This is a genomic window from Dickeya sp. CFBP 2040 (assembly GCF_012273755.1).
GTDB lineage: Bacteria > Pseudomonadota > Gammaproteobacteria > Enterobacterales > Enterobacteriaceae > Dickeya > Dickeya poaceiphila.
This window is the reverse complement of the sequence record NZ_JAAVXH010000074.1, coordinates 12,557-35,643: the sequence shown is the minus strand read 5'-3', so window position 1 is coordinate 35,643 and position 23,087 is coordinate 12,557. Positions and strand designations below refer to the sequence as shown.

Below are 23,087 nucleotides of genomic sequence, written 5' to 3'. Positions count from 1 at the left end.
GCCGCTTTTCCACTGCTATGCTCACAGAAACCCGCGTCAAACGCGGGTTTCTGCTTTTTTACCCCAGCTTTTCTATGCTGCGGGTATCTGCTGTCGGGTGCTGTACAGTTCCTGCGCCAGCGCCATCACAGCGGTAATCACCATAAAAATCACTGCTGACCAGAAAATGCCGGACGGATGCCCCTGATCCAGTAACCAGCCAAATACCACCGGGCCACCAGCGCCGCCGATATTAAAACCAGTGGTGACTACGCCGAATACCCGGCCTTCGGCACCTGCCGGCGAAGCATTACGTACCAGCATATCCCGCGATGGTGCGATCATGCCGGAGAGAAAGCCCGCCACACCCAGAATCAGCGTGGTCACCAGCGACGGCAGGGTACACACAGCGACGATGGCGACCAGCACCGCCGTGACCACCAGCGAACCAGTGGCGACCAGCCCGTGATGTCGGGTTTTATCCGCCAGTGAACCACCCGCCAGCACACCGAATGCGCTGGTAAACAAAAACGCCGTCAGCGCCAGGTTGGCCTCGGTCAGCGGCATTCCGTAACCATTTACCAGCGCGGTCACCGAGAAGTTTTGAATCGAGTTGGTGCTCAGGTTGAGCAGCATAAACAGTACCAGCAGCGACAAGATGGGCAGGGTAAATACCGCGACCTTTGGCGCAGAGGTCTTCTTGTCGTGCGCGTTGGCGGCAGGCAATGCCTCTTGTTCGCCGAGCAACATCGGTACGATCAGCAGTCCGAGCAGGCCGGATAAGACCAGCGCGAACTCGATACGGGTGAGGGCGGCAACGGTCAGCAGAATGGCTGGCGCAACAGCAGTGCCGAGAAAACCGGAAAATGTGTGTACTGAGAAGGCGCGCCCCATCCGGTTTTCGGCAATGCCGCGTGACAACAGGGCGTAATCCGAGGGGTGATATACCGCGTTAGCCAGCCCAGCCAGCGCCATGGCTATGAGCATCCAACTGTAGCTGGTAAAGAAACCAAGCGACAAAAAGCACAGGCTACCCAGCATCAACCCGGCAACGAGCGTGCGACGCGGGCCGATACGGTCAACGGCAAAGCCAATCGGTGTCTGCACCAGCGCGGAGACAACGTTGAATACACCGAGTGCAAAACCAATTTCCACATAACTGATGCCACGCTGCGCAAAGATGAGCGGCATCAGCGCCGGTAGCACCATCATATGAAAATGGCTCACCCAGTGAGCGGCGGAGACTTGTGCCAATAATGGTAACTTATTTATTTTCATCGTTATTCTAATATATTGGCTGCGCTGGCGCACAAGGATAGGTTGAGCAATAAGGTTAACATATCGCCATAGCCGTTAGTCGTCTATCTTTTGCGGACACGATGTTAATCACGCAGTGCGGTTGATGAAAGATAGCGGAAAAAGGCATCTGACTGCTTGTGCTGATGCACGCAGTCAGAACACAGAATTACTGCGTGACAGGCAGATAAAAATCGAACCGGTGGCTTTTGGTTTCCAGCGCCGACTGGGCCGGTACACCCGCCAGCGGCGGCGCATAATCCGGCCGTTTGACCACCACCCGCTTTTTCGCCAGACGACGCGCCGGTTCCAGCAACGCATCGGCGTCATCATCAGCACCCACCAGCGACTGAAATACCCGCATCTCCTTTTTCACCAACGCGCTTTTCTGGCGGTGGGGAAACATCGGGTCAAGATAGACCACGTCTGGCGGTGGCGTAATGGCGGACAACGCATCAATGCTGGAGGCGTGCACCAGCGTCAGGCGCTCGCGCAGCCAGTTGCCGATCTCCGGGTCCTGATAACCGCGTTGCAAGCCATCATCAAGCAATGCCGCCACCACCGGGTGGCGCTCCACCATCCGCACCCGGCAACCGAGCGCTGCCAGCACAAAGGCATCTCGGCCAAGGCCAGCGGTCGCGTCCACCACATCGGGCAGGTAGTCCTTTTTGATGCCGACCGCTTTGGCGACCGCTTCACCGCGTCCGCCACCAAAGCGGCGACGATGCGCCATCGCGCCGGAGACGAAATCCACACAGATGGCGCCAAGCTTTGGTTCATCGCATTTGCGCAATTCCAGCCGCTCAGGGGTGAGCACCAACGCCAACGTAGCATCAGCGTCGTTTTCCAGCCCCCAACGCCGCGCCAGTATCGCCAGCGCCTCGGAATCGGCACCGGCTTCAGTCAGTAACGCAATCTTCATCCCTGAATGCCGTAGTGTTTCAGCATCGCGTCCAGTTGCGGTTCACGGCCACGGAAACGTTTGAACAGTTCCATCGGCGCTTCGGAACCACCGCGAGACAAGATGTTTTCCAGAAAAGACTGTCCGGTATCACGGTTGAAAATACCCTCCTCCTCAAAGCGCGAGAAGGCATCCGCCGCCAGTACATCGGCCCACAGGTAGCTGTAGTAACCGGCGGCGTACCCACCAGCGAAAACATGGCTGAAAGAGTGCGGGAAACGGTTCCATTCCGGGCTTTTCACCACGGAAACCTGCGCTTTCACCTCAGCCAGCGTTTCCAGTACGCGTGCGCCGGTAGCTGGGTTATAGCCGGCGTGCAGACGGAAATCGAACAGGCCAAACTCCAGCTGACGCAGGATAAACAGCGCTGCCTGATAGTTTTTCGCTGCCAGCATTTTGTCCAGCATGTCCTGCGGCAACGGTTCGCCCGTCTCGTAATGCCCGGAGATAAACGCCAGCGCATCCGGCTCCCAGCACCAGTTTTCCATAAACTGGCTCGGCAGTTCGACCGCATCCCACGGCACGCCGTTGATGCCGGAGACGCCGGCGGTATCGATACGGGTCAGCATATGGTGCAACCCGTGGCCGAATTCGTGGAACAGCGTGGTAACTTCATCGTGGGTAAACAGCGCGGGTTTGCCGTTGACCGGGCGGTTAAAGTTACAGGTCAGATACGCCACCGGTTTTTGCAGCTCGCCGTTAGCTTTGCGCAAACGACCAACACAGTCATCCATCCAGGCACCGCCACGTTTGTGTTCGCGGGCGTACAGATCGAGGTAGAAGCTCCCCAGCAATTCACCGTCTTCGGCAAACAGGTCAAAGAAACGTACTTCCGGATGCCAGACGTCAACGCCCTGACGCTCTTTGGCGATGATGCCGTAAATGCGCTTAACGACGTCGAACAACCCTTCCAGTACGCGCGGTTCAGGGAAGTACGGGCGTAGCTGTTCGTCGCTGATGGAATACAGATGCTGTTTTTGCTGCTCGGCATAGTAGGTGATATCCCACGGGTTCAGCTCTTCAACGCCAAACTGTGCTTTGGCGAAAGCGCGTAGTTGCGCCAGTTCCTGTTCCCCTTGTGGGCGGGCGCGTTTAGCCAGATCGGTCAGAAAATCCAGTACTTGCTGCGGGTTTTCCGCCATTTTGGTAGCCAACGATTTATCGGCAAAGCTCGCAAAGCCCAGCAGTTGCGCCAATTCATGACGTAGTGCCAGCGTTTCTGCCATCACCTCGCTGTTGTCCCATTTACCGGCGTTCGGACCTTGTTCTGACGCACGGGTCACGTAGGCGCGGTACATCTCTTCGCGCAGCGCCTGATTGGAACAGTACGTCATCACCGGCAGGTAGCTTGGAATATCCAGCGTCAGCAGCCAGCCCTGCTGCTCTTTAGCTTGTGCCAGCGCGTTGGCGGCGGCCAACGCGCTTTCCGGCAAACCTTCCAGTTCGTTGACATCGGTAATCAGTTTGCTCCAGCCCATGGTGGCATCCAGCACGTTGTTGCTGAACTGCGAACCCAGTTCGGACAAGCGGGAAACGATGTCGCCATAGCGTTTTTGCTGTTCCGGTGGCAGCGCAATCCCGGACAGTTCGAAATCACGCAGAGCGTTATCCACCGCTTTTTTCTGCTCAATACTCAGGCTGGCGTAATGTTCGCCGTCACGCAGTTCGCGGTAGGCACGGTACAATCCGGCATGTTGACCCACCCAGGTACCGTATTCGGAGAGCAGCGGCAGACATTGCTCGTAAGCGCTGCGCAGTTCCGGACTGTTTTTGACTGAATTCAGGTGGCTGACCGGGGAGAAAATGCGCCCCAGTCTGTCATCACTTTCCGCCAGTGGCTGACACAGGTTATCCCAGGTGAACGGACCCGGCTGCGCCACTACGCGTTCAACCGTCTGACGACACTCGTTCAGTGCGGCCTGCACGGCTGGCAGGATGTGTTCAATCTGGATCTGGGAGAACGGCGGCAGGGTAAAGGAGGAAAGCAATGGATTGGTCATGGCACTGTCCTGAAATCTATTGATGATGACTTAACATGAGGGGTAATGAGGGGAAAATCAATGGCAGGGGGCACAACAGGCCAAGGCAGACTGGAAAAAGAGATGATCGATGGTGATTCTGACATCCGATGATGGATCACGGCTTATTTTGCAACGCTAACCGTTTATACTATGACAATTAGCGGCAAACGCGCCCTCATTGACCGGAAATCCATACCTTATGCTGAGTTATCGCCACAGTTTTCATGCCGGCAATCATGCCGACGTGCTGAAACACACTGTCCAGAGCTTGATCATTACTGCACTGAAAGAGAAGGACAAACCGTTCCTGTACCTGGATACGCATTCCGGCGCAGGTCGCTATCAGTTGCAGAGCGAACACGCCGAGCGCACCGGCGAGTACCTCGACGGCATTAGCCGCATCTGGCAGCGGAACGATATTCCGGCGGAACTGGAGCCGTACATGCAAGTGGTTCGCTCCTATAATTCCGGCGACAAACTGCGCTATTACCCCGGCTCGCCGCTGATTGCCCGTCAGTTGCTGCGCGATCAGGACAAAATTCATCTCACCGAGCTACACCCGACTGATTTTCCGCTGCTGCGCCAGGAATTTTTGCGTGATGACCGGGCGCGGGTGGTACGTGAAGACGGCTACCAGCAACTGAAAGCCCAGTTGCCACCGCTCTCGCGTCGCGGACTGATTCTGATCGACCCGCCTTATGAGTTGAAAACCGATTATCAGGAGGTAGTGAAAGGTATTCAGGAAGGTTATCGCCGCTTTGCCACCGGTGTATACGCGCTGTGGTATCCAGTAGTGCTGCGTCAACATATCAAGCGTCTGCTCAAAGACCTGGAAGACACCGGTATCCGCCGTATCCTGCAAATCGAACTAGCGGTGCTGCCGGATAGTGATCGCCACGGTATGACCGCCTCCGGCATGATTGTCATCAACCCGCCGTGGAAACTGGAATCCCAGATGAAAAGCGTGCTGCCGTGGCTGCATCAGGCGCTGGTGCCTGCCGGCACCGGCCACACACGCCTTGAATGGGTGGTGCCGGAGTAAGCACCCGGCTTAGCCAGAACGACGTGATGTTATAACCGGGACACAGTGCTATAACCGGGACGCGGCGCTATACCCGAAAAGTGGCAAAATCGGTGGCGACTTCGGTTGCCGGAAATAGCGTCATACACTCCTGGCGCAACCGTTCCAGGTCTGTCTGGCCGTAGCGGGCGCTGAAATGGGTGATAATTAGCCGTTTGGCGCCGGCATCCCGCGCGGTAGCGGCAGTTTGCAAGGTGGTGGAGTGTCCGCGCTCATCGGCGCGCTCCGCCATCGCCCCTTCCACTGTGGCTTCGTGCACCATAACATCGACGCCAGCGGCCAGCTTAAGCGCTTCCGGCGTCGGACGGGTATCACCGAAAATAGCCAGCGATTTGCCTGGCAGGCCAGGGCCAACGTAATCCCAGCCGTTCAGTACCCGCCCGTCATCAAGGGTTACCGTTTCACCGCGTTTCAACTGCTGAAAATAGGCACCGGGTTTGACGCCCTCCGCCGCCAGTTTTTCCACATCCAGTGGACCCGGCCTGGGGCATTCCTCAATCCGGTATCCCAGGCAATACAGCGTATGAGACAGCTCATGCGCCGTCACCCGTAACTGATGGTCTTCAAACACTGTACCGGGAACGATTTCCACCACCTCCAGTGGATAAGTGAGCCAGGAGCCGCTCAGCGTAAGCGTGGCTTCGACGAAAGCGTTGAGTCCCGTCGGGCCGTAGAGCGTCAGCGGTGTTTCAATACTCGCCATTGAGCGAGAACACAGTAAACCGGGCAACCCGAACAGATGATCGCCGTGCAGATGGGTGATAAAAATTTTCTCCAGCTTGCCGGGTTTGATCGAGGTGCGCAAAATCTGGTGCTGGGTGCCTTCACCACAATCAAACAACCAGAACGCCGGGCGAATACCGTGCAAATCGAGCGCGATACTGGTGGAGTTACGCTCTTTAGTGGGCACGCCCGCGCTGGTGCCGAGAAAAATCAGTTCCATGCAAATTCCTTTATAACAACGAGGTATTTTCAGGTCATCCCAATTTAACCCCAACTCATAAGTACCTACGTCGGTGCCTTATATATTGTGGCCACCCAGTGAAATGACTAATCAGGCGAGACAGCCATTTCCGCCAAGTTTTAACAGAAAACGAACGGATTAATGGTTCAAAAATCGGCTTTCAGAAGTCAAAAAAAGGTGAGCTGATTACATCCCACCTTATCCCACCTTCTGTCGTTTCCGCACCCTGAAAAATGAGCGATATCGTCATAAAACCGGGTGCGGAGAAAGGAGTCTGATATGAGGAAAAAACTTACTCCACCGTCACCGACTTCGCCAGGTTACGCGGCTGGTCTACGTCAGTGCCTTTGATCAACGCCACATGATAAGACAGCAGTTGCAACGGTACGGTGTAGAAAATGGGTGCAATCACCTCTTCCACGTGCGGCAACTGGACGATTTTCATCATGTCGCTATCGGAAGTGAAACCAGCTTGTTCGTCGGCAAATACGTAGAGTTCACCACCGCGAGCACGCACTTCTTCGATGTTGGATTTCAGTTTTTCCAGCAGATCATTATTAGGAGCTACCACCACCACCGGCATATCAGCATCGATTAGCGCCAGCGGCCCGTGTTTCAGTTCACCCGCCGCATAAGCTTCCGCATGGATGTAAGAGATTTCCTTAAGCTTGAGCGCCCCTTCCATCGCAATAGGGTACTGGTCGCCGCGACCCAGGAACAACGCATGATGCTTATCGGAGAAACCTTCCGCCAGTGATTCGATCAGCTTGTCTTGCGACAGCATCTGTTCGATACGCGCCGGCAATGCCTGCAAACCATGTACGATATCCTGTTCGATACGGGCTTCCATACCGCGCAGGCGACCGATGCGCGCCACCAACATCAGCAACACCGTCAATTGCGTGGTAAACGCCTTGGTGGACGCCACACCGATTTCGGTGCCGGCGCGGGTCATCAGCGCCAGATCCGATTCGCGCACCAGCGACGAACCCGCTACGTTACAAATCGCCAGCGACCCCAGATACCCCAGTTCTTTCGACAAACGCAATGCCGCCAGCGTATCGGCGGTTTCACCGGACTGAGACAGGGTAATCATCAGACTGTTGGGGTGTACTGCTGGTTTGCGATAGCGGAATTCTGAGGCGATTTCCACATCGCACGGAATCCCCGCCAGCGACTCAAACCAGTAACGCGACACCATGCCGGAGTTGTAAGACGTACCGCAGGCGATAATCTGAATATGCTGGACTTGCGCCAGCAGCGCATCAGCTTGCGGGCCTAATTCGGACAGGTTGATCTCGCCGTGACTGAAACGCCCTTCCAGGGTGTTTTTGATAGCCATCGGCTGCTCGTAGATCTCTTTTTGCATGTAGTGACGGTATGCGCCCTTGTCGCCGGCATCGTACTGTACTTTTGATTCAATTTCTTCGCGCTGTACGTCCTGCCCCTGACGGTTGACGATGCGCACTGTGCGACGCGTGACTTCGGCGATGTCACCTTCTTCCAGGAAGATGAAACGACGAGTTACCGGCAGCAGCGCCAACTGGTCGGAAGCAATAAAGTTTTCACCCACACCGCGGCCAATCACCAGTGGGCTGCCGGAACGCGCAGCAACCAGCACGTTGGGGTCACGGCTATCCATCAGGACCATGCCATACGCACCGCGCAGTTGTGGGATCACACGCTGTACGATGTCCAGCAACGAACCACCGTCCTGCTGCTGTTCCCAATGCACCAGATGTGCCACCACTTCGGTATCTGTTTCGGAAACAAAACGATAGCCACGGGATACCATCAGCTCACGCAGCGGCTCATGGTTTTCAATGATACCGTTATGTACCACGATAATGTCACCGGACACATGCGGGTGAGCGTTCTGCTCGGACGGTTCACCGTGGGTCGCCCAGCGGGTATGAGCAATACCGGTTCCGCCTACCAGCGGATGTTCTTCCGCCGCCTGAGCCAAAACCTGCACTTTACCCAGACGACGCAGACGGGACACCATCCCTTCGCTATTCACCACCGCCAGACCGGCAGAGTCATAACCACGGTACTCAAGGCGACGCAGCCCTTCCAGCAGGATCTCAGCAATATCTCGTTGCGCAACAGCGCCTACAATTCCACACATCGGTTTTATTCCTGTAAACGTGACATATTGTGTCACCACGATGCCTTTAGACCTGATTGTTCCGGTTTATTCCGGGTTCCCCGAGCCTTGTAGAGAGTGGGGGATTATTATGTTTTGGCCTGCATTCACCAGTAGAACACAGGCCGAAACCGTCTTATTTCAAGACGTATTCCCCCCTCGGATAAGCAGCATTCCACATGCTGAAGTGGAACGCCGCATCCGAGGAGATAAGACTATTTTTTCTTAACTGAATTGTTCTTTACCGGGCGTTTCCAGTCGGCAATATGGCTTTGTTTTACGCGGCTGATAACCAGCTCGTTTTCACCCACATCGCGGGTTACCGTGGTGCCAGCACCAATAGTGGCGCCATCAGCTACCTTAACCGGCGCTATCAACTGGCTATCCGAACCGACAAATACATCGTTACCGATCACCGTCTGGTGCTTGTTGGCGCCATCGTAGTTACAGGTAATCACACCTGCACCGATGTTCACATCAGAGCCGATTTCCGCATCACCGAGGTAAGTCAGATGACCAGCCTTCGAACCTTTACCGAGACGCGCTTTTTTCAATTCAACGAAATTGCCGACATGCGCTTCTTCTTCCAGCACCGCGCCGGGGCGTAGTCGGGCAAACGGCCCAACGGTGCAACGCGCTTGCAACACCGCATTTTCCACCACGGTGTAAGGACTGAGTTCACAGTCGTCGCCGATCTCGCTATTTTTGATTACACAACCCGCGCCGATTTTCACCCGATTACCCAACGTCACCCGACCTTCCAGAATGACATTGGCATCGATAGTCACATCACGCCCGTGTACCAGTTTGCCACGCAGATCAAAACGGGCTGGGTCCAGCAGCATGACCCCCGCCAGCAGCAATTGTTCGGCCTGCTCGCGCTGGTAAGTCCGCTCCAGCGTCGCCAGTTGCAGACGGTTATTGATGCCTTCAACTTCACTCAAACGCGACGGCTGCGCCGCCACCACACGGTGACCTTCCTGTGACGCCATGGCGATGATATCGGTAAGATAATATTCGCCCTGTGCATTGTGATTATTGAGCTGGCTTAACCAGCGCTTCAAATCACGGCCACCCGCCACCAGAATGCCGGTGTTGATTTCCGTAATGGCGCGCTGCTGCTCAGTGGCGTCTTTATGTTCCACTATCCCCACCACCTCACCGTTCTCGCGCACAATGCGACCATAACCCGTCGGGTCGGCCAGATTGACAGTCAGCAGACTAATCCCACCTTGAGGTTTAGCTGCAACCAGACGCTGCAACGTTTCAGGTGAGATTAACGGCACATCGCCGTACAGAATCAGGATATCTTCGTTATCGTCAAAACCGTCTGCCGCCTGCTGTACGGCATGACCCGTTCCCAGTTGCTCGGCTTGCAATACCCAATTTAGCGACGTTTCCGTCAGCGTTTCCCTAATCAGAGCTGCGCCGTGTCCATAAACCAGATGAATACGCCGGGCACCAACATCCATCGCGGCATCAATCACATGCTGAACAATAGGTTTACCCGCCAGAGGGTGAAGCACTTTGGGAAGATCGGAATACATGCGGGTTCCCTTGCCGGCGGCAAGGATAACCACACTCATTGCACTGTTTGACATAGGCATCCTGACTAAAAACTGAATGGTGTCCCATTGAAAAATGGACGGACGAAAGTAAACCTGTTATCGCGCCGAATTACTACATATTTTTCAGCGAAAAATACGTCTCAGAACCGATTCAAGCCTGTAAAAACGTATTAATCAGAGTTTACCCAACCCGACAGAATTTTAATACGAAACACACTCGCTGCCAGTTTTTCTAGGCGATGAGCACAGACAAAACCGGCAAAAAAAACAATCCATTTTTCAATAAAAAAATGATTTATATAACAAAAAATCAATACTTCATCAGCTTGATTTTTACCGCTCAGTTTGTGAACCCAACAAAAGAAACAGCGTTTCATTTTTTGCCATAATGTGGCATTCAAAAACCAATAATGATGGAGAAAGCATGAAATACGCTGCTTCAGGGTTGTTCTCTGTCGCCCTTAATTCGTTTTTACTTCTGGGTTTCAACACTGCGTTTGCCGCTACTCAGGACACAGCACCAGTCTGGCGTAGCATCGCGTTTGGTCAATCTACCGATGTGAATTTCGCAACCAACGTGTTAGCGGAAAAAGTGGGGGTCAACAACGTCACTATCAACAACAAGAAACTGACGGTGGATGATAAAGCCGACCTTTCCGCACCGATTACCCTCGAAAGCCGGGGAGGAAAAATCGCTAATACCCATGATGGGTTGACCTTCTTCTACACCCAATTGCCTGCTGATGTGAATTTCACACTGCAATCCGATGTGACAGTCGAACAGTTCGGCCCGGAAAGCGACGCCAGGCCCAATGCCCAGGAAGGTGCGGGCCTGCTGGTACGCGATATTCTTGGCGTACCGCGCCATGAACCGTTGAAAGAAGGGTACGAAGAGTTTCCGGAAGCGTCGAACATGGTGATGAACGCTATCATGACGCAGGATAAAAAATCTAAAACCGACGTGAAGATGCAGCTCATCAGCCGCGAAGGTGTAACACAACCCTGGGGTAACACCAACGCGGAAATCACCCGCGCCAGCTATCAGGAAAATATCAATCTGGAACAGACGCCAACATTTCGCCTGAAACTGGAGCGCACCAACGATGGTTTCATCACTTCTTATGCGCCCAAGGGCAGCGACCAGTGGGTCAGCAAAACCGTCAAAGGGGCGGATCTCGTTACCCAACAAGATAAAAACCACTACTATGTGGGATTCTTCGCTTCCCGTAATGCCAGGATAACCATCCGTAACGCCAGTCTGATCACCAGCCCAGCCAACACGAAACCGTCTGCACCGTTCAAAGCGGAAACGAATGTACCACTGCTACAGGTAGCATCTTCCCCGCTTTCCACCAGTGATAGTTACCCGGTACAAGCGCGGGTCAATTACAACGGCACGATTGAAGTGTTCCAAGACGGCAAATCTCTTGGTAAACCGCAACAGCTTCGCGCCGGAGATTATTTTTCCCTTACTACCAGACTCACACGGTCTACATCAGATTTCAAACTGGTCTACACTCCAGTCGAAGGTGAAGACACTACAGCGAAAACAACCTCGTTCAGCGTAGAAAAAATTACGCTGGCCGACGTCAAAAACCTGTATGTATCCCCGGAAGGTAAAGCCAACAATGATGGCAGCAAAAACGCACCGCTGGATATTAAAACCGCCCTCAATGCGCTACCAGCCGGTGGCACCTTGTGGCTGATGGATGGCGATTACAGCACCACGGTTATTCCCGTCAGCGCCAGCGGCAATGCCAGAGGCATGAAAACGCTGACCCCAGTCGGCAAAAAGGCGGTCTTCCATGGATTGCAACTCAACGCCAGCTACTGGAAAGTCAAAGGGATTGAAATAACAGGAAAAAGCTTCCGCATTGAAGGCAGCCACAACCAGATTGAGCGCATACTGGCACACCACTGCGATAATACCGGTATTCAGGTTTCGTCCAGCGATAACGTGGGCCGCCCGTTGTGGGCCAGCTATAACCTGATTTTGAACTCGGAATCACACAGCAATCAGGACCCCAGCAAAAAAGATGCAGATGGTTTTGCGGTGAAAATGCGCGTTGGCGAAGGTAACGTGATTCGCGGCGCGTTCTCCCACGACAACGTTGATGACGGCTTCGACCTGTTCAACAAAATTGAAGACGGCCCTAACGGGGTTGTGGTGATCGAGAACTCCATTTCGCTCAACAACACCAGCAATGGCTTCAAACTGGGAGGTGAAGGCCAGCCAGTAGCGCACCAGGTGAAAAATAGCATTGCTATCGGCAACCATATGGACGGGTTCACTGACAACTTCAACCCCGGCGCACTGCAGGTCACCAACAATATCGCGTTGGATAACGTTCGCTTTAACTTTATTTTCCGGCCAAGTCCTTACTATGGCCCGGAAAAACAAGGTATTTTCAAAAACAATATCTCGCTGCGTACCCACCCAGGCAAATACGATGACGCCGTCGTCGGCAGGATAGATGCCAGCAACTACTTCATCAGAGATAACCGTTCGGTTAACAGCGAAGGAAACCTGATCACTACCGCGAACTACAAATCCGTCGCGGTACCGGCGGTATTCAGCCGAGATGAAAAAGGCAATCTGCAACTGGGTGATTTTTTGAAGAAGAAATAAACCGGTGCCTACAAACACCGGTCTGATACATTGTCAGGCATAAAAAAAGCCAGCTAAATCAGCTGGCTTTTTTACATCTGCATCTGTTACATCGCTTTTTTGGTCAGCTCAATGACGCGCAGTTTGGCGATGGCTTTCGCCAAATCGGCAGACGCCTGAGCATAGTCCACATCACCGTGTGAATTGCGAATATGCTCTTCCGCCTTGCGCTTCGCTTCCATCGCACGCGCTTCATCAAGATCCTGCCCACGAATGGCGGTATCGGACAGCACGGTCACCATGTTCGGCTGTACCTCAAGGATACCGCCGGACAGGTAGATATACTCTTCTTCGCCGTGCTGTTTAACAATGCGCACCATACCAGGCTTAATGGCCGTGAGCAGGGGGGCGTGGCCAGGATAGATTCCCAGTTCGCCTTCGCTACCGGTCACCTGGATTTTCTGCACCAGACCGGAAAACATTGCCTGTTCCGCACTAACGACATCCAGATGGTAAGTCATAGCAGCCATATCACCCTCCTATCAAGGCGTTACAGTTTCTTGGCTTTTTCCACTACTTCGTCAATGGAACCAACCATGTAGAACGCCTGTTCCGGCAGGTGGTCGTATTCGCCTTCCATAATGCCTTTGAAGCCACGGATGGTGTCTTTCAGCGGCACGTATTTACCCGGAGAACCGGTAAATACTTCAGCTACGAAGAACGGCTGAGACAGGAAGCGCTGGATCTTACGTGCACGGGATACAACCAGCTTGTCTTCTTCAGACAGCTCGTCCATACCCAGAATCGCGATGATATCCTTCAGTTCCTGATAACGCTGCAGAATAGACTGCACGCCACGCGCCACATCGTAGTGCTCCTGACCCACGATCAGTGGATCCAGCTGACGGCTGGTGGAATCCAGCGGGTCAACAGCCGGGTAGATACCCAGAGAGGCTATCTGGCGGCTCAATGTTACTGTTGAGTCCAGGTGCGCAAAGGTGGTTGCCGGTGACGGGTCAGTCAAGTCATCCGCAGGCACGTAAACGGCCTGGATAGAGGTGATTGAACCGGTCTTGGTGGAGGTAATACGCTCCTGCAACACGCCCATTTCTTCTGCCAGCGTCGGCTGGTAGCCTACTGCGGATGGCATACGACCCAGCAGCGCGGATACTTCGGTCCCCGCCAGGGTATAACGGTAGATGTTATCCACGAACAGCAGAACGTCACGACCTTCATCACGGAATTTTTCCGCCATGGTCAGGCCGGTCAGCGCCACACGCAGACGGCTACCCGGCGGCTCGTTCATCTGGCCATACACCAGCGATACTTTGTCGATAACGTTGGAGTCGGTCATTTCGTGGTAGAAGTCGTTACCTTCACGGGTACGTTCGCCCACGCCCGCAAACACAGAGTAACCGGAGTGCTCAATCGCGATATTACGAATCAGCTCCATCATGTTTACGGTTTTACCTACACCCGCACCACCGAACAGACCCACTTTACCGCCTTTAGCGAACGGACAAATCAGGTCGATAACCTTGATACCGGTTTCCAGCAGTTCCTGGGAGTTGGACAGTTCTTCGTACGTCGGAGCCGCACGGTGAATTGCCCAGCGCTCTTCTTCGCCAATCGGTCCTTTCATGTCGACCGGCTGACCCAGTACGTTCATGATACGACCCAGCGTCGCTTTACCAACCGGTACTTCGATCGGGTGCGCCAGGTTGGTGACTTTCAAACCACGGCGCAGGCCGTCAGAAGAACCCATTGCAATACAACGAACCAGGCCGCCGCCTAACTGCTGCTGCACTTCCAGCACCAGTTTTTCAGCCCCGTTCTCTACCTCAAGCGCATCGTACACATTCGGTACGGCATCCTGAGGGAACTCGACGTCCACCACGGCGCCGATTACCTGGATAATCTTTCCAGTAGCCATCTTGAATCCTCTACGTAATTCGACAATACGTAATTCGTAAAACCTGATTTAAACCGCGGAGGCTCCCGATACGATTTCGGTGAGTTCCTGAGTGATGCTTGCCTGACGAGCCTTGTTGTAAACCAACTGCAGCTCTTTGATCAGGTTGCCGCCGTTATCTGTTGCGGCCTTCATCGCTACCATTCGCGCGGCCTGTTCACTGGCCAGGTTTTCTACGACGCCCTGATAAACCTGAGACTCCACATAGCGGCGCAACAGGGTATCCAGTAGCGACTTAGGATCGGGTTCATACAGGTAATCCCAGGATTTCTTCGTCAGCTCGCCTTCTTCTGCCGGTGGCAATGGCAGCAGCTGAACAACTTGTGGAACCTGAGACATGGTATTGATGAACTTGTTGCTCACCACGTACAGTTTGTCCAAACGACCTTCGTCGTAGGCCTGCAGCATGACTTTCACCGGCCCGATCAGTTCGGACAACGAGGGGTTATCCCCCATACCGGTAACCTGAGCAACAATGTTTGCGCCTACTGAACCAAAGAAAGAAACGCCTTTGGAACCAATCATCGCCAGATCAATCTCGGCGCCTTTTTCATTCCAGGCTTTCATATCGCCCAGAAGCTTCTTGAACAGGTTGATGTTCAAACCACCGCACAGGCCACGATCAGTAGACACCACCAGATACCCGACGCGCTTAACGTCACGCTCTTCCAGGTACGGGTGCTTATATTCCAGATTCCCTAACGCAAGGTGACCAATCACTTTGCGTATGGTTTCCGCATAAGGACGGCTGGCCGCCATACGATCCTGCGATTTACGCATTTTGGAAGCGGCGACCATTTCCATCGCTTTGGTGATCTTCTGCGTGTTCTGGACGCTTCCGATCTTACTACGTATCTCTTTTGCGCCGGCCATCTTAGCTTCTCCTCAATGCCTAGCAGCCTGCCGTTAAGGCAGGCCACGGGGCGTTACCAGGACTGGGTTGCCTTAAAGGTATCGAGGATGCCTTTGAATTTACCCTCGATCTCATCGTTATAAGCACCAGTCTGGTCGATCTGCTGCAGAAGCTCGCCGTGCTCACGGCTGGCGTAAGCCAGCAGTGCGGCTTCGAAGCTGCCGACTTTCGCCAGTTCAACGTCTTCCAGATAACCGCGTTCTGCCGCGAACAGCACCAGAGACTGCTGCGCAACAGACATCGGCGCATACTGTTTCTGTTTCAGCAACTCGGTCACTTTCTGACCATGGCTCAGCTGTTTACGGGTTGCATCGTCCAGATCAGAAGCAAACTGGGAGAACGCTGCCAGCTCGCGGTACTGTGCCAGCGCGGTACGAATACCACCGGACAGTTTCTTCATGATCTTGGTCTGTGCAGCACCACCCACACGAGATACGGAAATCCCTGGGTTAACCGCCGGACGAATACCAGAGTTGAACAGGTTGGATTCCAGGAAGATCTGACCATCGGTAATCGAGATAACGTTGGTCGGAACGAACGCGGATACGTCGCCAGCCTGCGTTTCGATGATCGGCAGAGCAGTCAAAGAACCGGTTTGTCCTTTCACTTCACCTTTAGTGAAGGCTTCCACGTACTCTGCGTTAACACGCGCAGCACGCTCCAGCAAACGGGAGTGCAGGTAGAATACGTCGCCCGGATACGCTTCACGACCCGGCGGACGGCGCAGCAGCAGGGAAATCTGACGATAAGCGACAGCCTGTTTGGACAGGTCATCATAAATAATCAGCGCATCTTCGCCGCGGTCACGGAAGTATTCGCCCATCGCACAACCGGCATACGGAGCCAGATATTGCAGTGCAGCAGACTCGGACGCTGTTGCCACCACCACGATAGTGTTGGCCAACGCACCGTGCTCTTCCAGTTTGCGCACCACGTTAGCAATGGTGGACGCTTTCTGGCCGATAGCGACATAAATACATTTGATGCCGGAATCGCGTTGATTGATGATGGCATCAATCGCCAGCGCAGTTTTACCGGTCTGACGGTCGCCGATGATAAGCTCACGCTGACCACGACCGATGGGAATCATGGCGTCCACAGACTTGTAACCGGTCTGAACCGGCTGATCAACGGACTGACGGTCGATAACGCCAGGCGCAATGGTTTCTACCGCAGAGAAACCATCGTGTTCCAGCGGGCCTTTACCGTCAATCGGCGCACCCAGCGTGTTCACCACGCGGCCCAACAGGCCACGGCCAACCGGCACTTCCAGAATACGGCCAGTGCATTTTACTTTCATGCCTTCGGCCAGATCCGCGTACGGACCCATGACTACCGCACCAACGGAGTCTCGCTCCAGGTTCAGTGCAATCGCGTAACGGTTGCCCGGCAGGGAAATCATCTCACCCTGCATCACATCAGCCAGACCGTGTACGCGAATGATCCCGTCACTGACGGAAACAATCGTACCTTCGTTGTGAGCTTCACTCACAACATTGAACTGAGCAATCCGCTGCTTGATCAGTTCACTGATTTCGGTGGAATTCAGTTGCATGCTCCAGTCCCCTTAAGACTGCAAGACGTCTGCCAGACGTTCCAGACGACCACGAATACTGCCGTCTATCACCATATCGCCCGCGCGAATCACCACGCCGGCCATAACAGACTTATCAATTTTGCAATTCAGCTTCACTTTACGTGACAGACGTTGTTCCATTGCAACAGTTATCCCGGATAACTGCTGCTCGCTCAACGTGGCGGCGGAAATCACCTCGACATCCACGGTCGATTCCAGCTCCGCACGCAATTGAACAAACTGTTCCAGTACTTCAGGCAGTACCGGCAAACGTCCGTTTTCAGCCATCACCCGGATCAGGTTCTGGCCCGCTTCATCCAGTTGATCACCACACACGGTAATGAACGTCTGCGCCATGGTCTGGGGAGCGATAGCCCCGGCCAGCATTCCGGCAATATGTTCATTACGCGCAACCTCGGCAGCGAACGCCAGCATCTGTTGCCAGCGATCAAGTGCCTGGTTTTCAACGGCAAAGTCAAAAGCTGCTTTGGCGTAGGGGCGAGCTACCGTGACAAATTCAGACATCAGCCCCTCCCTCCTTACAGTTCAGCGACCAGTTTATCAACGATGTCGCTGTTGGCAGCTTCATCCACGGAACGTTCAATAATTTTCTCGGCACCGGCAATCGCCAGAATGGCAACCTGCTTACGCAACTCTTCACGGGCACGTTTGCGTTCGGCTTCAATTTCAGCCTGCGCCTGCGCCACGATTTTGTTGCGTTCCGCTTCCGCTTCCGCTTTAGCTTCGTCCAGAATCTGAGCACGCTGTTTGTTTGCCTGCTCGATGATCACCTGAGCTTCCGCTTTGGCTTTTTTCAGTTGGTCGGTCGCATTGGCCTGCGCTAAGTTCAGATCTTTTTTGGCACGTTCAGCAGAAGCGAGACCGTCAGCGATTTCTTTCTGACGCTTTTCGATGGCAGCCATAATCGGCGGCCATACGTACTTCATGCAGAACCAGACAAACAGGACGAACGCAATGGCCTGGCCGAGGATTGTTGCGTTAAGATTCACAGCACAATGCCTCTTTCATGAGTTAAATGAGTCGATGTCTTTAACCTGACAAGCTTACGCCTGTTTAGGCCACCGCAAACATCACGTACAGACCCAGACCTACCGCGATCATCGGGATAGCATCCACCAGACCCATAACGATAAAGAACTGTGTACGCAGCAGAGGGATCAGGTCAGGCTGGCGGGCAGCACCTTCCAAGAACTTACCACCCAGAATGCCGATACCGATTGCAGCACCGATTGCCGCCAGGCCCATCATCACAGCGGCAGCCATGTACAGCAGATCCATACTCAGGTTTTCCATGACAGTCTCCAGTTTGTTTCAGTTAAAACGTTGTAGTGTTGTGAAAAATTAATGCTCTTCAGATGCCATCGAAAGATAAACAACCGTCAGAACCATAAAGATAAAAGCCTGCAGCGTGATAATCAGAATGTGGAAAATGGCCCAAGGCACATTCAGAATCCACTGTGACCACCACGGCAACAAGCCTGCAATAAGGATGAAAATCAACTCACCCGCATACATGTTTCCAAACAGTCGCAAACCAAGAGATACCGGTTTGGACAGCAGGCTCACCCCTTCAAGAATCAGGTTGATGGGAATAAACACGGGGTGATTGAACGGCTGCATGGTCAGTTCTTTAACGAACCCACCTACACCTTTCATCTTGATGCTGTAGAACAGAATCAGAATGAATACGCCAAGCGCCATGGACAGCGTAACGTTTACGTCAGCGGAAGGTACCACACGCAGATAAGCATGGGCAGGGTCATGACCGAGAGCACTATAGATATGCGCCCAGATTTGCGGTAACAAATCGATAGGCAACAAATCCATCAGGTTCATCAGGAAGACCCAAACGAAAACGGTCAACGCCAATGGTGCGATAAGTTTGCTCTTCCCGTGGAACATGTCGCGAACACTGCCATCGACAAATCCCACCACCAGTTCAACCGCTGTTTGCAGTTTACCCGGTACGCCGCTGGTTGCGGTCCTGGCGACCTTGCGGAAGATAGCCAGAAAGAGTACGCCAAGAACCACGGAGAAAAACATCGAGTCGACGTTAATCGACCAGAATCCCGAACCCACCTGCAAATGGGTCAAGTGGTGACCGATATACTCTTGCGGAGTAGATGCAGACATGATGTCTCTTACCCTTTTGTTGTTAACTACGGTAACGGTTAATTACAGCTGGTGCCACGATCTGCGTGATCAGCACCACCAAGTACGTCAGGCCAAGCGGAAAAAATGCCGCATGGAATACACCTAACGCCACCACCAACAGCACGATGGTGAAGAGCATTTTCAACGCTTCCCCAACGGCAAACGACCAGGCTACCTGACCTTCCGGTGGCTTGTCTGCCTGATGCCGCACGGCAAAAAGTATGAACACCATGTTTGGCAGCCAGGCTGCCAACCCGCCAGCCAGTGCAGAAGCGCCAACGCTAACACTACCGACGCCAAACACCACGCTGGCAACAAGAATCACCACCAGCTGCAATAACAGCGATAATCGGGCGATTTTCCCACTGTAAAGGGATACAGACATGATGATTCTCCGTACCTTTTCAGAGGTATGCTGAATGACCGTATAAAACTGCCTTTGCAGTACCGAGTCAAGCAGCGAAAAACGAGCAAATTATACGGGTCATCCATGCGAATTCAATCGATAAGTAGCAAAAAGGTGAACGATTATTTAAATTTATTTCCGAAGCCTTATTTTTACCAACTATCCTTAAAGTCCATTTTAGAGTTCTGGCGCATCTGGTGCAGGCAATATGTGATATTTCTCACATAAAATTGAACTAATGCTTTTATACCTGATTTGATTTTTTTTTTACCTTCAACCAAAAAATGCATTTATATTTTTTAATTTCAATAACTTAAAAATCAATATTCACAAAAAGACACCAATACAACCTCAAAACCATCTATTGACAAGCAGGATATTTTTTTCTCATGTTTTTAACACAAAATCGTTATCAAAACCCCTGTAGAATTATGAAAATATTTTGCGAAGAGCGTCTTTTTCCACCGAAACTGAAAGGTTATACAGCGAAGTTGTAAAAGTTAGGTGAACGAAAAATGTTACCAATGACATTATTTCACTTTGATCTATCAGTCGGAGGAGTTTACAACTATTCATGATTTTTTTGATAAATGACAAAGTTAGTTGGGTTTAAGCACCACCAAATGACGTTCTCCTTCCAGTTCTGGAACCGACAGAGGAACGACTTTCTCGACCGTAACGCCGTGCGTCAGTAATCCCATTTCTTCATGCGGCACAATGCCTTTAAAGGCATAGAATCGCCCTTGCGGACGAGATGGCAAGTGATGGCACCAGTTCACCATATCTTGCAATGATGCAAAGGCTCGACTAATCACACCATCAAATGGCGGCTCAGCAGGAAAATCCTCCACCCGGCTCTGCACAGGTTCGATATTACCCAGATGCAGCTCATGCTGAACCTGACGCAGGAAACGCACCCGTTTTCCCAGACTATCCAGCAGAACAAAATGCGCATCAGGGCGAACTATTGCCAACGGTATGCCGGGCAAACCAGGACCGGTACCCACATCGATGAAACGGTTTCCGACCAGATGCGCCTCAACCACCAGACTGTCCATGATATGCCGGACCAGCATCTGTTCTGGCTCACGCACTGATGTCAGGTTATAAGCTTTATTCCATTTGTGAAGTAAAGCGACATACTGAAGCAACTGGCTTTTCTGCTGATCGGTCAGCGTCATTCCAGCACGCTGCAGCAGATTGTTGAATGTATTGAGCACGAATGAATCCTGTCGTCAGTAAAGACAACATGGCCGCAGAAAGCGGCCATGCGTCAACATAAGCGAGTGGTCTTTGTTAAGCGCTGCGGCGCAGCATACCTTGTTTTTTCAGCCAGACCAGCAGAATTGAGATGGCCGCCGGTGTGATGCCGGAAATACGAGAAGCCTGACCAATAGACCCCGGTTTGTGATCATTGAGTTTGGCGATCACCTCGTTCGACAGGCCGCTGACCTGCCGGTAATCCAGATCCGCCGGTAGTTGCGTGTTCTCGTTACGCAGTTGCTTTTCGATCTCATCCTGCTGACGAGCAATATAACCTTCGTATTTAACCTGGATTTCCACCTGCTCGGCAGCCTGTGCGTCACTCAAGGCTGGCGCGAACATCGGTAATCCGGTCAGTTGCGCATAATCCATTTCCGGGCGTCTTAACAGATCCTCACCATTGGCTTCACGCGATAGCGGCGATTTCAATAGGCTGTTAATCTGTTCAACACCTTCAGTGTGTGGATGAACCAGCACATCGCGCAAGCGTTGGCGCTCTTTCTCGATATTCTCCAGCTTCTCGTTAAAGCGCGCCCAGCGCTCATCATCAACCATGCCCAACGCACGACCAATTTCGGTCAAACGCAAGTCGGCATTATCCTCACGCAGCATCAGACGGTATTCGGCACGAGAAGTAAACATACGGTAAGGTTCTTTCGTCCCCAGCGTACAGAGATCATCCACCAGCACGCCGATGTAGGCTTGATCACGGCGTGGTGTCCAACCTTCCTGCTCAAACGCCAGACGAGCGGCATTCAGCCCCGCCAACATCCCCTGTGCAGCAGCTTCTTCGTAACCGGTGGTACCGTTGATTTGGCCAGCAAAAAACAGATTCTGGATGAACTTACTTTCCAACGTCGGTTTCAAGTCGCGCGGATCGAAATAGTCATACTCGATGGCATAACCGGGGCGAACGATACGCGCGTTTTGCATACCGTCCATTGAACGAACGATTTGCCACTGCACGTCGAACGGCAGACTGGTGGAGATACCGTTCGGGTAGATTTCGTTGCTGGTCAGCCCTTCCGGTTCAAGGAAAATTTGGTGCGCATTGCGATCAGCAAACCGCATCACTTTGTCTTCGATAGAGGGGCAGTAACGTGGCCCAATCCCTTCGATAACACCGGCGTACATCGGGCTACGATCCAGATTGCTACGAATGACATCGTGAGTATGTTCATTGGTGTGAGTGATGTAACACGGCATCTGTGCCGGATGTTCGCTGGCCTTCCCCAGGAAGGAAAAGACCGGCATAGGGTCGTCGCCATGTTGTGGCGTCAGTACACTGAAATCGATGGTGCGGGCGTCAATGCGCGGTGGCGTACCGGTTTTCAAACGCCCGACGCGGAGCGGCAGTTCGCGCAAACGGTGTGACAATGCTATCGAAGGCGGATCACCAGCTCGCCCACCACTGTAGTTATCCAGCCCAATATGGATCTTACCATCCAGGAAGGTACCAACCGTTAGCACCACCGCTTTAGCACGGAATTTAAGCCCCATTTGGGTAACGGCACCGACCACACGATCATTTTCTACAATCAGATCCTCTACTGCCTGTTGGAAGAGTGTCAGATTGGGTTGATTCTCCAATGCGGTGCGCACTGCCTGACGGTAAAGCACTCTATCTGCCTGTGCTCGCGTGGCGCGTACCGCTGGACCCTTACTGGAGTTTAGTATCCTAAACTGAATGCCGCCGCTGTCGATGGCGCGCGCCATCAGACCACCCATCGCATCGATCTCTTTTACCAGATGACCTTTCCCAATACCGCCGATTGCTGGGTTACAGGACATTTGCCCCAGCGTATCAATGTTGTGCGTCAGTAAAAGGGTTTGACGTCCCATGCGAGCAGCTGCCATAGCGGCTTCAGTGCCTGCATGGCCGCCACCGATCACGATGACGTCAAAAGGATCCGGATAAAACATGGTGCTACACCTCGCGTGGTTGCGAATGATCGTTACTTGCCCTGGGGTGGGGGATTCTACTTAAGTTTGTGCCGCCGACCAAGTCTGTTGGATCGTCGGGTAGTTAAAGAAAGATCTTTTTTATTTAAAGATCTCTTTATTAGATCTCTTATTAGGATCCTGATGTGTTGTGGATAAGCCGGGATCATAAAATAAGATCAATAGGTTATTGTCGATCATTAGCTGTGAATGATCG

19 protein-coding genes are annotated in these 23,087 nt (G+C 52.9%); 2 read left to right on the top strand and 17 right to left on the bottom strand.

Going from position 1 to position 23,087, the window contains the following annotated elements; all coding sequences use genetic code 11:
- Positions 1-72: 72 nt before the first annotated feature.
- The 3 genes from Dpoa2040_RS09545 to prlC form a co-directional block, all read right to left on the bottom strand.
- Entirely contained in the window at positions 73-1,257 is a 1,185-nt protein-coding gene (locus Dpoa2040_RS09545; RefSeq protein WP_168641096.1) for an MFS transporter, read from the bottom strand.
- Between the two features lie 187 nt (positions 1,258-1,444).
- Positions 1,445-2,197: a 16S rRNA (guanine(1516)-N(2))-methyltransferase RsmJ gene (gene rsmJ, locus Dpoa2040_RS09540; protein WP_168641095.1), complete on the bottom strand. Its 753-nt coding sequence runs from the start codon at positions 2,195-2,197 to the stop codon at positions 1,445-1,447.
- A complete protein-coding gene (gene prlC, locus Dpoa2040_RS09535) occupies positions 2,194-4,236 on the bottom strand; it encodes an oligopeptidase A (protein ID WP_168641094.1) in 2,043 nt (680 codons plus the stop codon). Before prlC ends, rsmJ begins: the two co-directional genes overlap by 4 nt.
- Before the next feature lie 220 nt (positions 4,237-4,456).
- Here prlC and Dpoa2040_RS09530 point away from each other — a divergent pair, with 220 nt between their 5' ends.
- A complete protein-coding gene (locus Dpoa2040_RS09530) occupies positions 4,457-5,299 on the top strand; it encodes a 23S rRNA (adenine(2030)-N(6))-methyltransferase RlmJ (protein WP_168641093.1) in 843 nt (280 codons plus the stop codon).
- Positions 5,300-5,366: 67 nt separating this feature from the next.
- Here the strand turns inward: Dpoa2040_RS09530 and rnz are convergent, their stop codons facing one another.
- The 3 genes from rnz to glmU form a co-directional block, all read right to left on the bottom strand.
- Positions 5,367-6,281, bottom strand: coding sequence for a ribonuclease Z (rnz, locus tag Dpoa2040_RS09525; RefSeq protein WP_168641092.1), 915 nt, complete (start codon positions 6,279-6,281; stop codon positions 5,367-5,369).
- A 313-nt stretch (positions 6,282-6,594) separates the two neighbouring features.
- Entirely contained in the window at positions 6,595-8,430 is a 1,836-nt protein-coding gene (glmS, locus tag Dpoa2040_RS09520) for a glutamine--fructose-6-phosphate transaminase (isomerizing) (RefSeq protein WP_168641091.1), read from the bottom strand.
- Between the two features lie 233 nt (positions 8,431-8,663).
- Positions 8,664-10,049 (bottom strand): bifunctional UDP-N-acetylglucosamine diphosphorylase/glucosamine-1-phosphate N-acetyltransferase GlmU, encoded by a 1,386-nt coding sequence (glmU, locus tag Dpoa2040_RS09515; protein ID WP_168641090.1) that lies wholly within the window; start codon positions 10,047-10,049, stop codon positions 8,664-8,666.
- A 391-nt stretch (positions 10,050-10,440) separates the two neighbouring features.
- Here glmU and pelX point away from each other — a divergent pair, with 391 nt between their 5' ends.
- A complete protein-coding gene (gene pelX, locus Dpoa2040_RS09510; protein WP_168641089.1) occupies positions 10,441-12,645 on the top strand; it encodes a pectate disaccharide-lyase PelX in 2,205 nt (734 codons plus the stop codon).
- An 86-nt stretch (positions 12,646-12,731) separates the two neighbouring features.
- On the opposite strand, the gene Dpoa2040_RS09505 is transcribed toward pelX, so the two are convergent.
- The 11 genes from Dpoa2040_RS09505 to mnmG all read right to left on the bottom strand — a co-directional run bounded on the left by Dpoa2040_RS09505 (position 12,732) and on the right by mnmG (position 22,852).
- Positions 12,732-13,145, bottom strand: a complete 414-nt coding sequence (locus Dpoa2040_RS09505) for a F0F1 ATP synthase subunit epsilon (protein ID WP_164837122.1) — start codon at positions 13,143-13,145, stop codon at positions 12,732-12,734.
- 29 nt (positions 13,146-13,174) lie between these two features.
- Positions 13,175-14,557, bottom strand: coding sequence for a F0F1 ATP synthase subunit beta (gene atpD / locus Dpoa2040_RS09500; RefSeq protein ID WP_168641088.1), 1,383 nt, complete (start codon positions 14,555-14,557; stop codon positions 13,175-13,177).
- Between the two features lie 48 nt (positions 14,558-14,605).
- Positions 14,606-15,469, bottom strand: a complete 864-nt coding sequence (atpG, locus tag Dpoa2040_RS09495; RefSeq protein ID WP_012886751.1) for a F0F1 ATP synthase subunit gamma — start codon at positions 15,467-15,469, stop codon at positions 14,606-14,608.
- Positions 15,470-15,522: 53 nt separating this feature from the next.
- A complete protein-coding gene (gene atpA / locus Dpoa2040_RS09490; protein WP_016941653.1) occupies positions 15,523-17,064 on the bottom strand; it encodes a F0F1 ATP synthase subunit alpha in 1,542 nt (513 codons plus the stop codon).
- A gap of 12 nt (positions 17,065-17,076) precedes the next feature.
- The gene (gene atpH / locus Dpoa2040_RS09485) at positions 17,077-17,610 is read right to left on the bottom strand and encodes a F0F1 ATP synthase subunit delta (protein ID WP_042873695.1); all 534 of its coding nucleotides are present in this window, start codon (positions 17,608-17,610) and stop codon (positions 17,077-17,079) included.
- Positions 17,611-17,624: 14 nt separating this feature from the next.
- Positions 17,625-18,095 carry a F0F1 ATP synthase subunit B gene (atpF, locus tag Dpoa2040_RS09480; protein ID WP_015848477.1) on the bottom strand — a complete coding sequence of 157 codons (471 nt, stop codon included), beginning with the start codon at positions 18,093-18,095 and terminating at the stop codon, positions 17,625-17,627.
- Positions 18,096-18,159: 64 nt separating this feature from the next.
- A complete protein-coding gene (gene atpE, locus Dpoa2040_RS09475; protein ID WP_004093904.1) occupies positions 18,160-18,399 on the bottom strand; it encodes a F0F1 ATP synthase subunit C in 240 nt (79 codons plus the stop codon).
- Positions 18,400-18,447: 48 nt separating this feature from the next.
- The gene (gene atpB / locus Dpoa2040_RS09470) at positions 18,448-19,239 is read right to left on the bottom strand and encodes a F0F1 ATP synthase subunit A (protein WP_042873697.1); all 792 of its coding nucleotides are present in this window, start codon (positions 19,237-19,239) and stop codon (positions 18,448-18,450) included.
- A 22-nt stretch (positions 19,240-19,261) separates the two neighbouring features.
- On the bottom strand, positions 19,262-19,645 hold the full coding sequence (atpI, locus tag Dpoa2040_RS09465; protein WP_042873698.1) for a F0F1 ATP synthase subunit I: 384 nt from the start codon (positions 19,643-19,645) through the stop codon (positions 19,262-19,264).
- A 620-nt stretch (positions 19,646-20,265) separates the two neighbouring features.
- Positions 20,266-20,886 carry a 16S rRNA (guanine(527)-N(7))-methyltransferase RsmG gene (gene rsmG / locus Dpoa2040_RS09460; protein ID WP_168641087.1) on the bottom strand — a complete coding sequence of 207 codons (621 nt, stop codon included), beginning with the start codon at positions 20,884-20,886 and terminating at the stop codon, positions 20,266-20,268.
- A 76-nt stretch (positions 20,887-20,962) separates the two neighbouring features.
- A complete protein-coding gene (gene mnmG, locus Dpoa2040_RS09455) occupies positions 20,963-22,852 on the bottom strand; it encodes a tRNA uridine-5-carboxymethylaminomethyl(34) synthesis enzyme MnmG (RefSeq protein WP_042873701.1) in 1,890 nt (629 codons plus the stop codon).
- Positions 22,853-23,087: the final 235 nt, after the last annotated feature.

Bases quoted from the DNA above. Each gene is read 5' to 3' on its own strand.
- Dpoa2040_RS09545 (WP_168641096.1), bottom strand. From the start codon at position 1,257: ATGAAAATAAATAAGTTACCATTATTGGCACAAGTCTCCGCCGCTCAC.
- rsmJ (WP_168641095.1), bottom strand. From the start codon at position 2,197: ATGAAGATTGCGTTACTGACTGAAGCCGGTGCCGATTCCGAGGCGCTG.
- prlC (WP_168641094.1), bottom strand. From the start codon at position 4,236: ATGACCAATCCATTGCTTTCCTCCTTTACCCTGCCGCCGTTCTCCCAG.
- Dpoa2040_RS09530 (WP_168641093.1), top strand. From the start codon at position 4,457: ATGCTGAGTTATCGCCACAGTTTTCATGCCGGCAATCATGCCGACGTG.
- rnz (WP_168641092.1), bottom strand. From the start codon at position 6,281: ATGGAACTGATTTTTCTCGGCACCAGCGCGGGCGTGCCCACTAAAGAG.
- glmS (WP_168641091.1), bottom strand. From the start codon at position 8,430: ATGTGTGGAATTGTAGGCGCTGTTGCGCAACGAGATATTGCTGAGATC.
- glmU (WP_168641090.1), bottom strand. From the start codon at position 10,049: ATGTCAAACAGTGCAATGAGTGTGGTTATCCTTGCCGCCGGCAAGGGA.
- pelX (WP_168641089.1), top strand. From the start codon at position 10,441: ATGAAATACGCTGCTTCAGGGTTGTTCTCTGTCGCCCTTAATTCGTTT.
- Dpoa2040_RS09505 (WP_164837122.1), bottom strand. From the start codon at position 13,145: ATGACTTACCATCTGGATGTCGTTAGTGCGGAACAGGCAATGTTTTCC.
- atpD (WP_168641088.1), bottom strand. From the start codon at position 14,557: ATGGCTACTGGAAAGATTATCCAGGTAATCGGCGCCGTGGTGGACGTC.
- atpG (WP_012886751.1), bottom strand. From the start codon at position 15,469: ATGGCCGGCGCAAAAGAGATACGTAGTAAGATCGGAAGCGTCCAGAAC.
- atpA (WP_016941653.1), bottom strand. From the start codon at position 17,064: ATGCAACTGAATTCCACCGAAATCAGTGAACTGATCAAGCAGCGGATT.
- atpH (WP_042873695.1), bottom strand. From the start codon at position 17,610: ATGTCTGAATTTGTCACGGTAGCTCGCCCCTACGCCAAAGCAGCTTTT.
- atpE (WP_004093904.1), bottom strand. From the start codon at position 18,399: ATGGAAAACCTGAGTATGGATCTGCTGTACATGGCTGCCGCTGTGATG.
- atpB (WP_042873697.1), bottom strand. From the start codon at position 19,239: ATGTCTGCATCTACTCCGCAAGAGTATATCGGTCACCACTTGACCCAT.
- atpI (WP_042873698.1), bottom strand. From the start codon at position 19,645: ATGTCTGTATCCCTTTACAGTGGGAAAATCGCCCGATTATCGCTGTTA.
- mnmG (WP_042873701.1), bottom strand. From the start codon at position 22,852: ATGTTTTATCCGGATCCTTTTGACGTCATCGTGATCGGTGGCGGCCAT.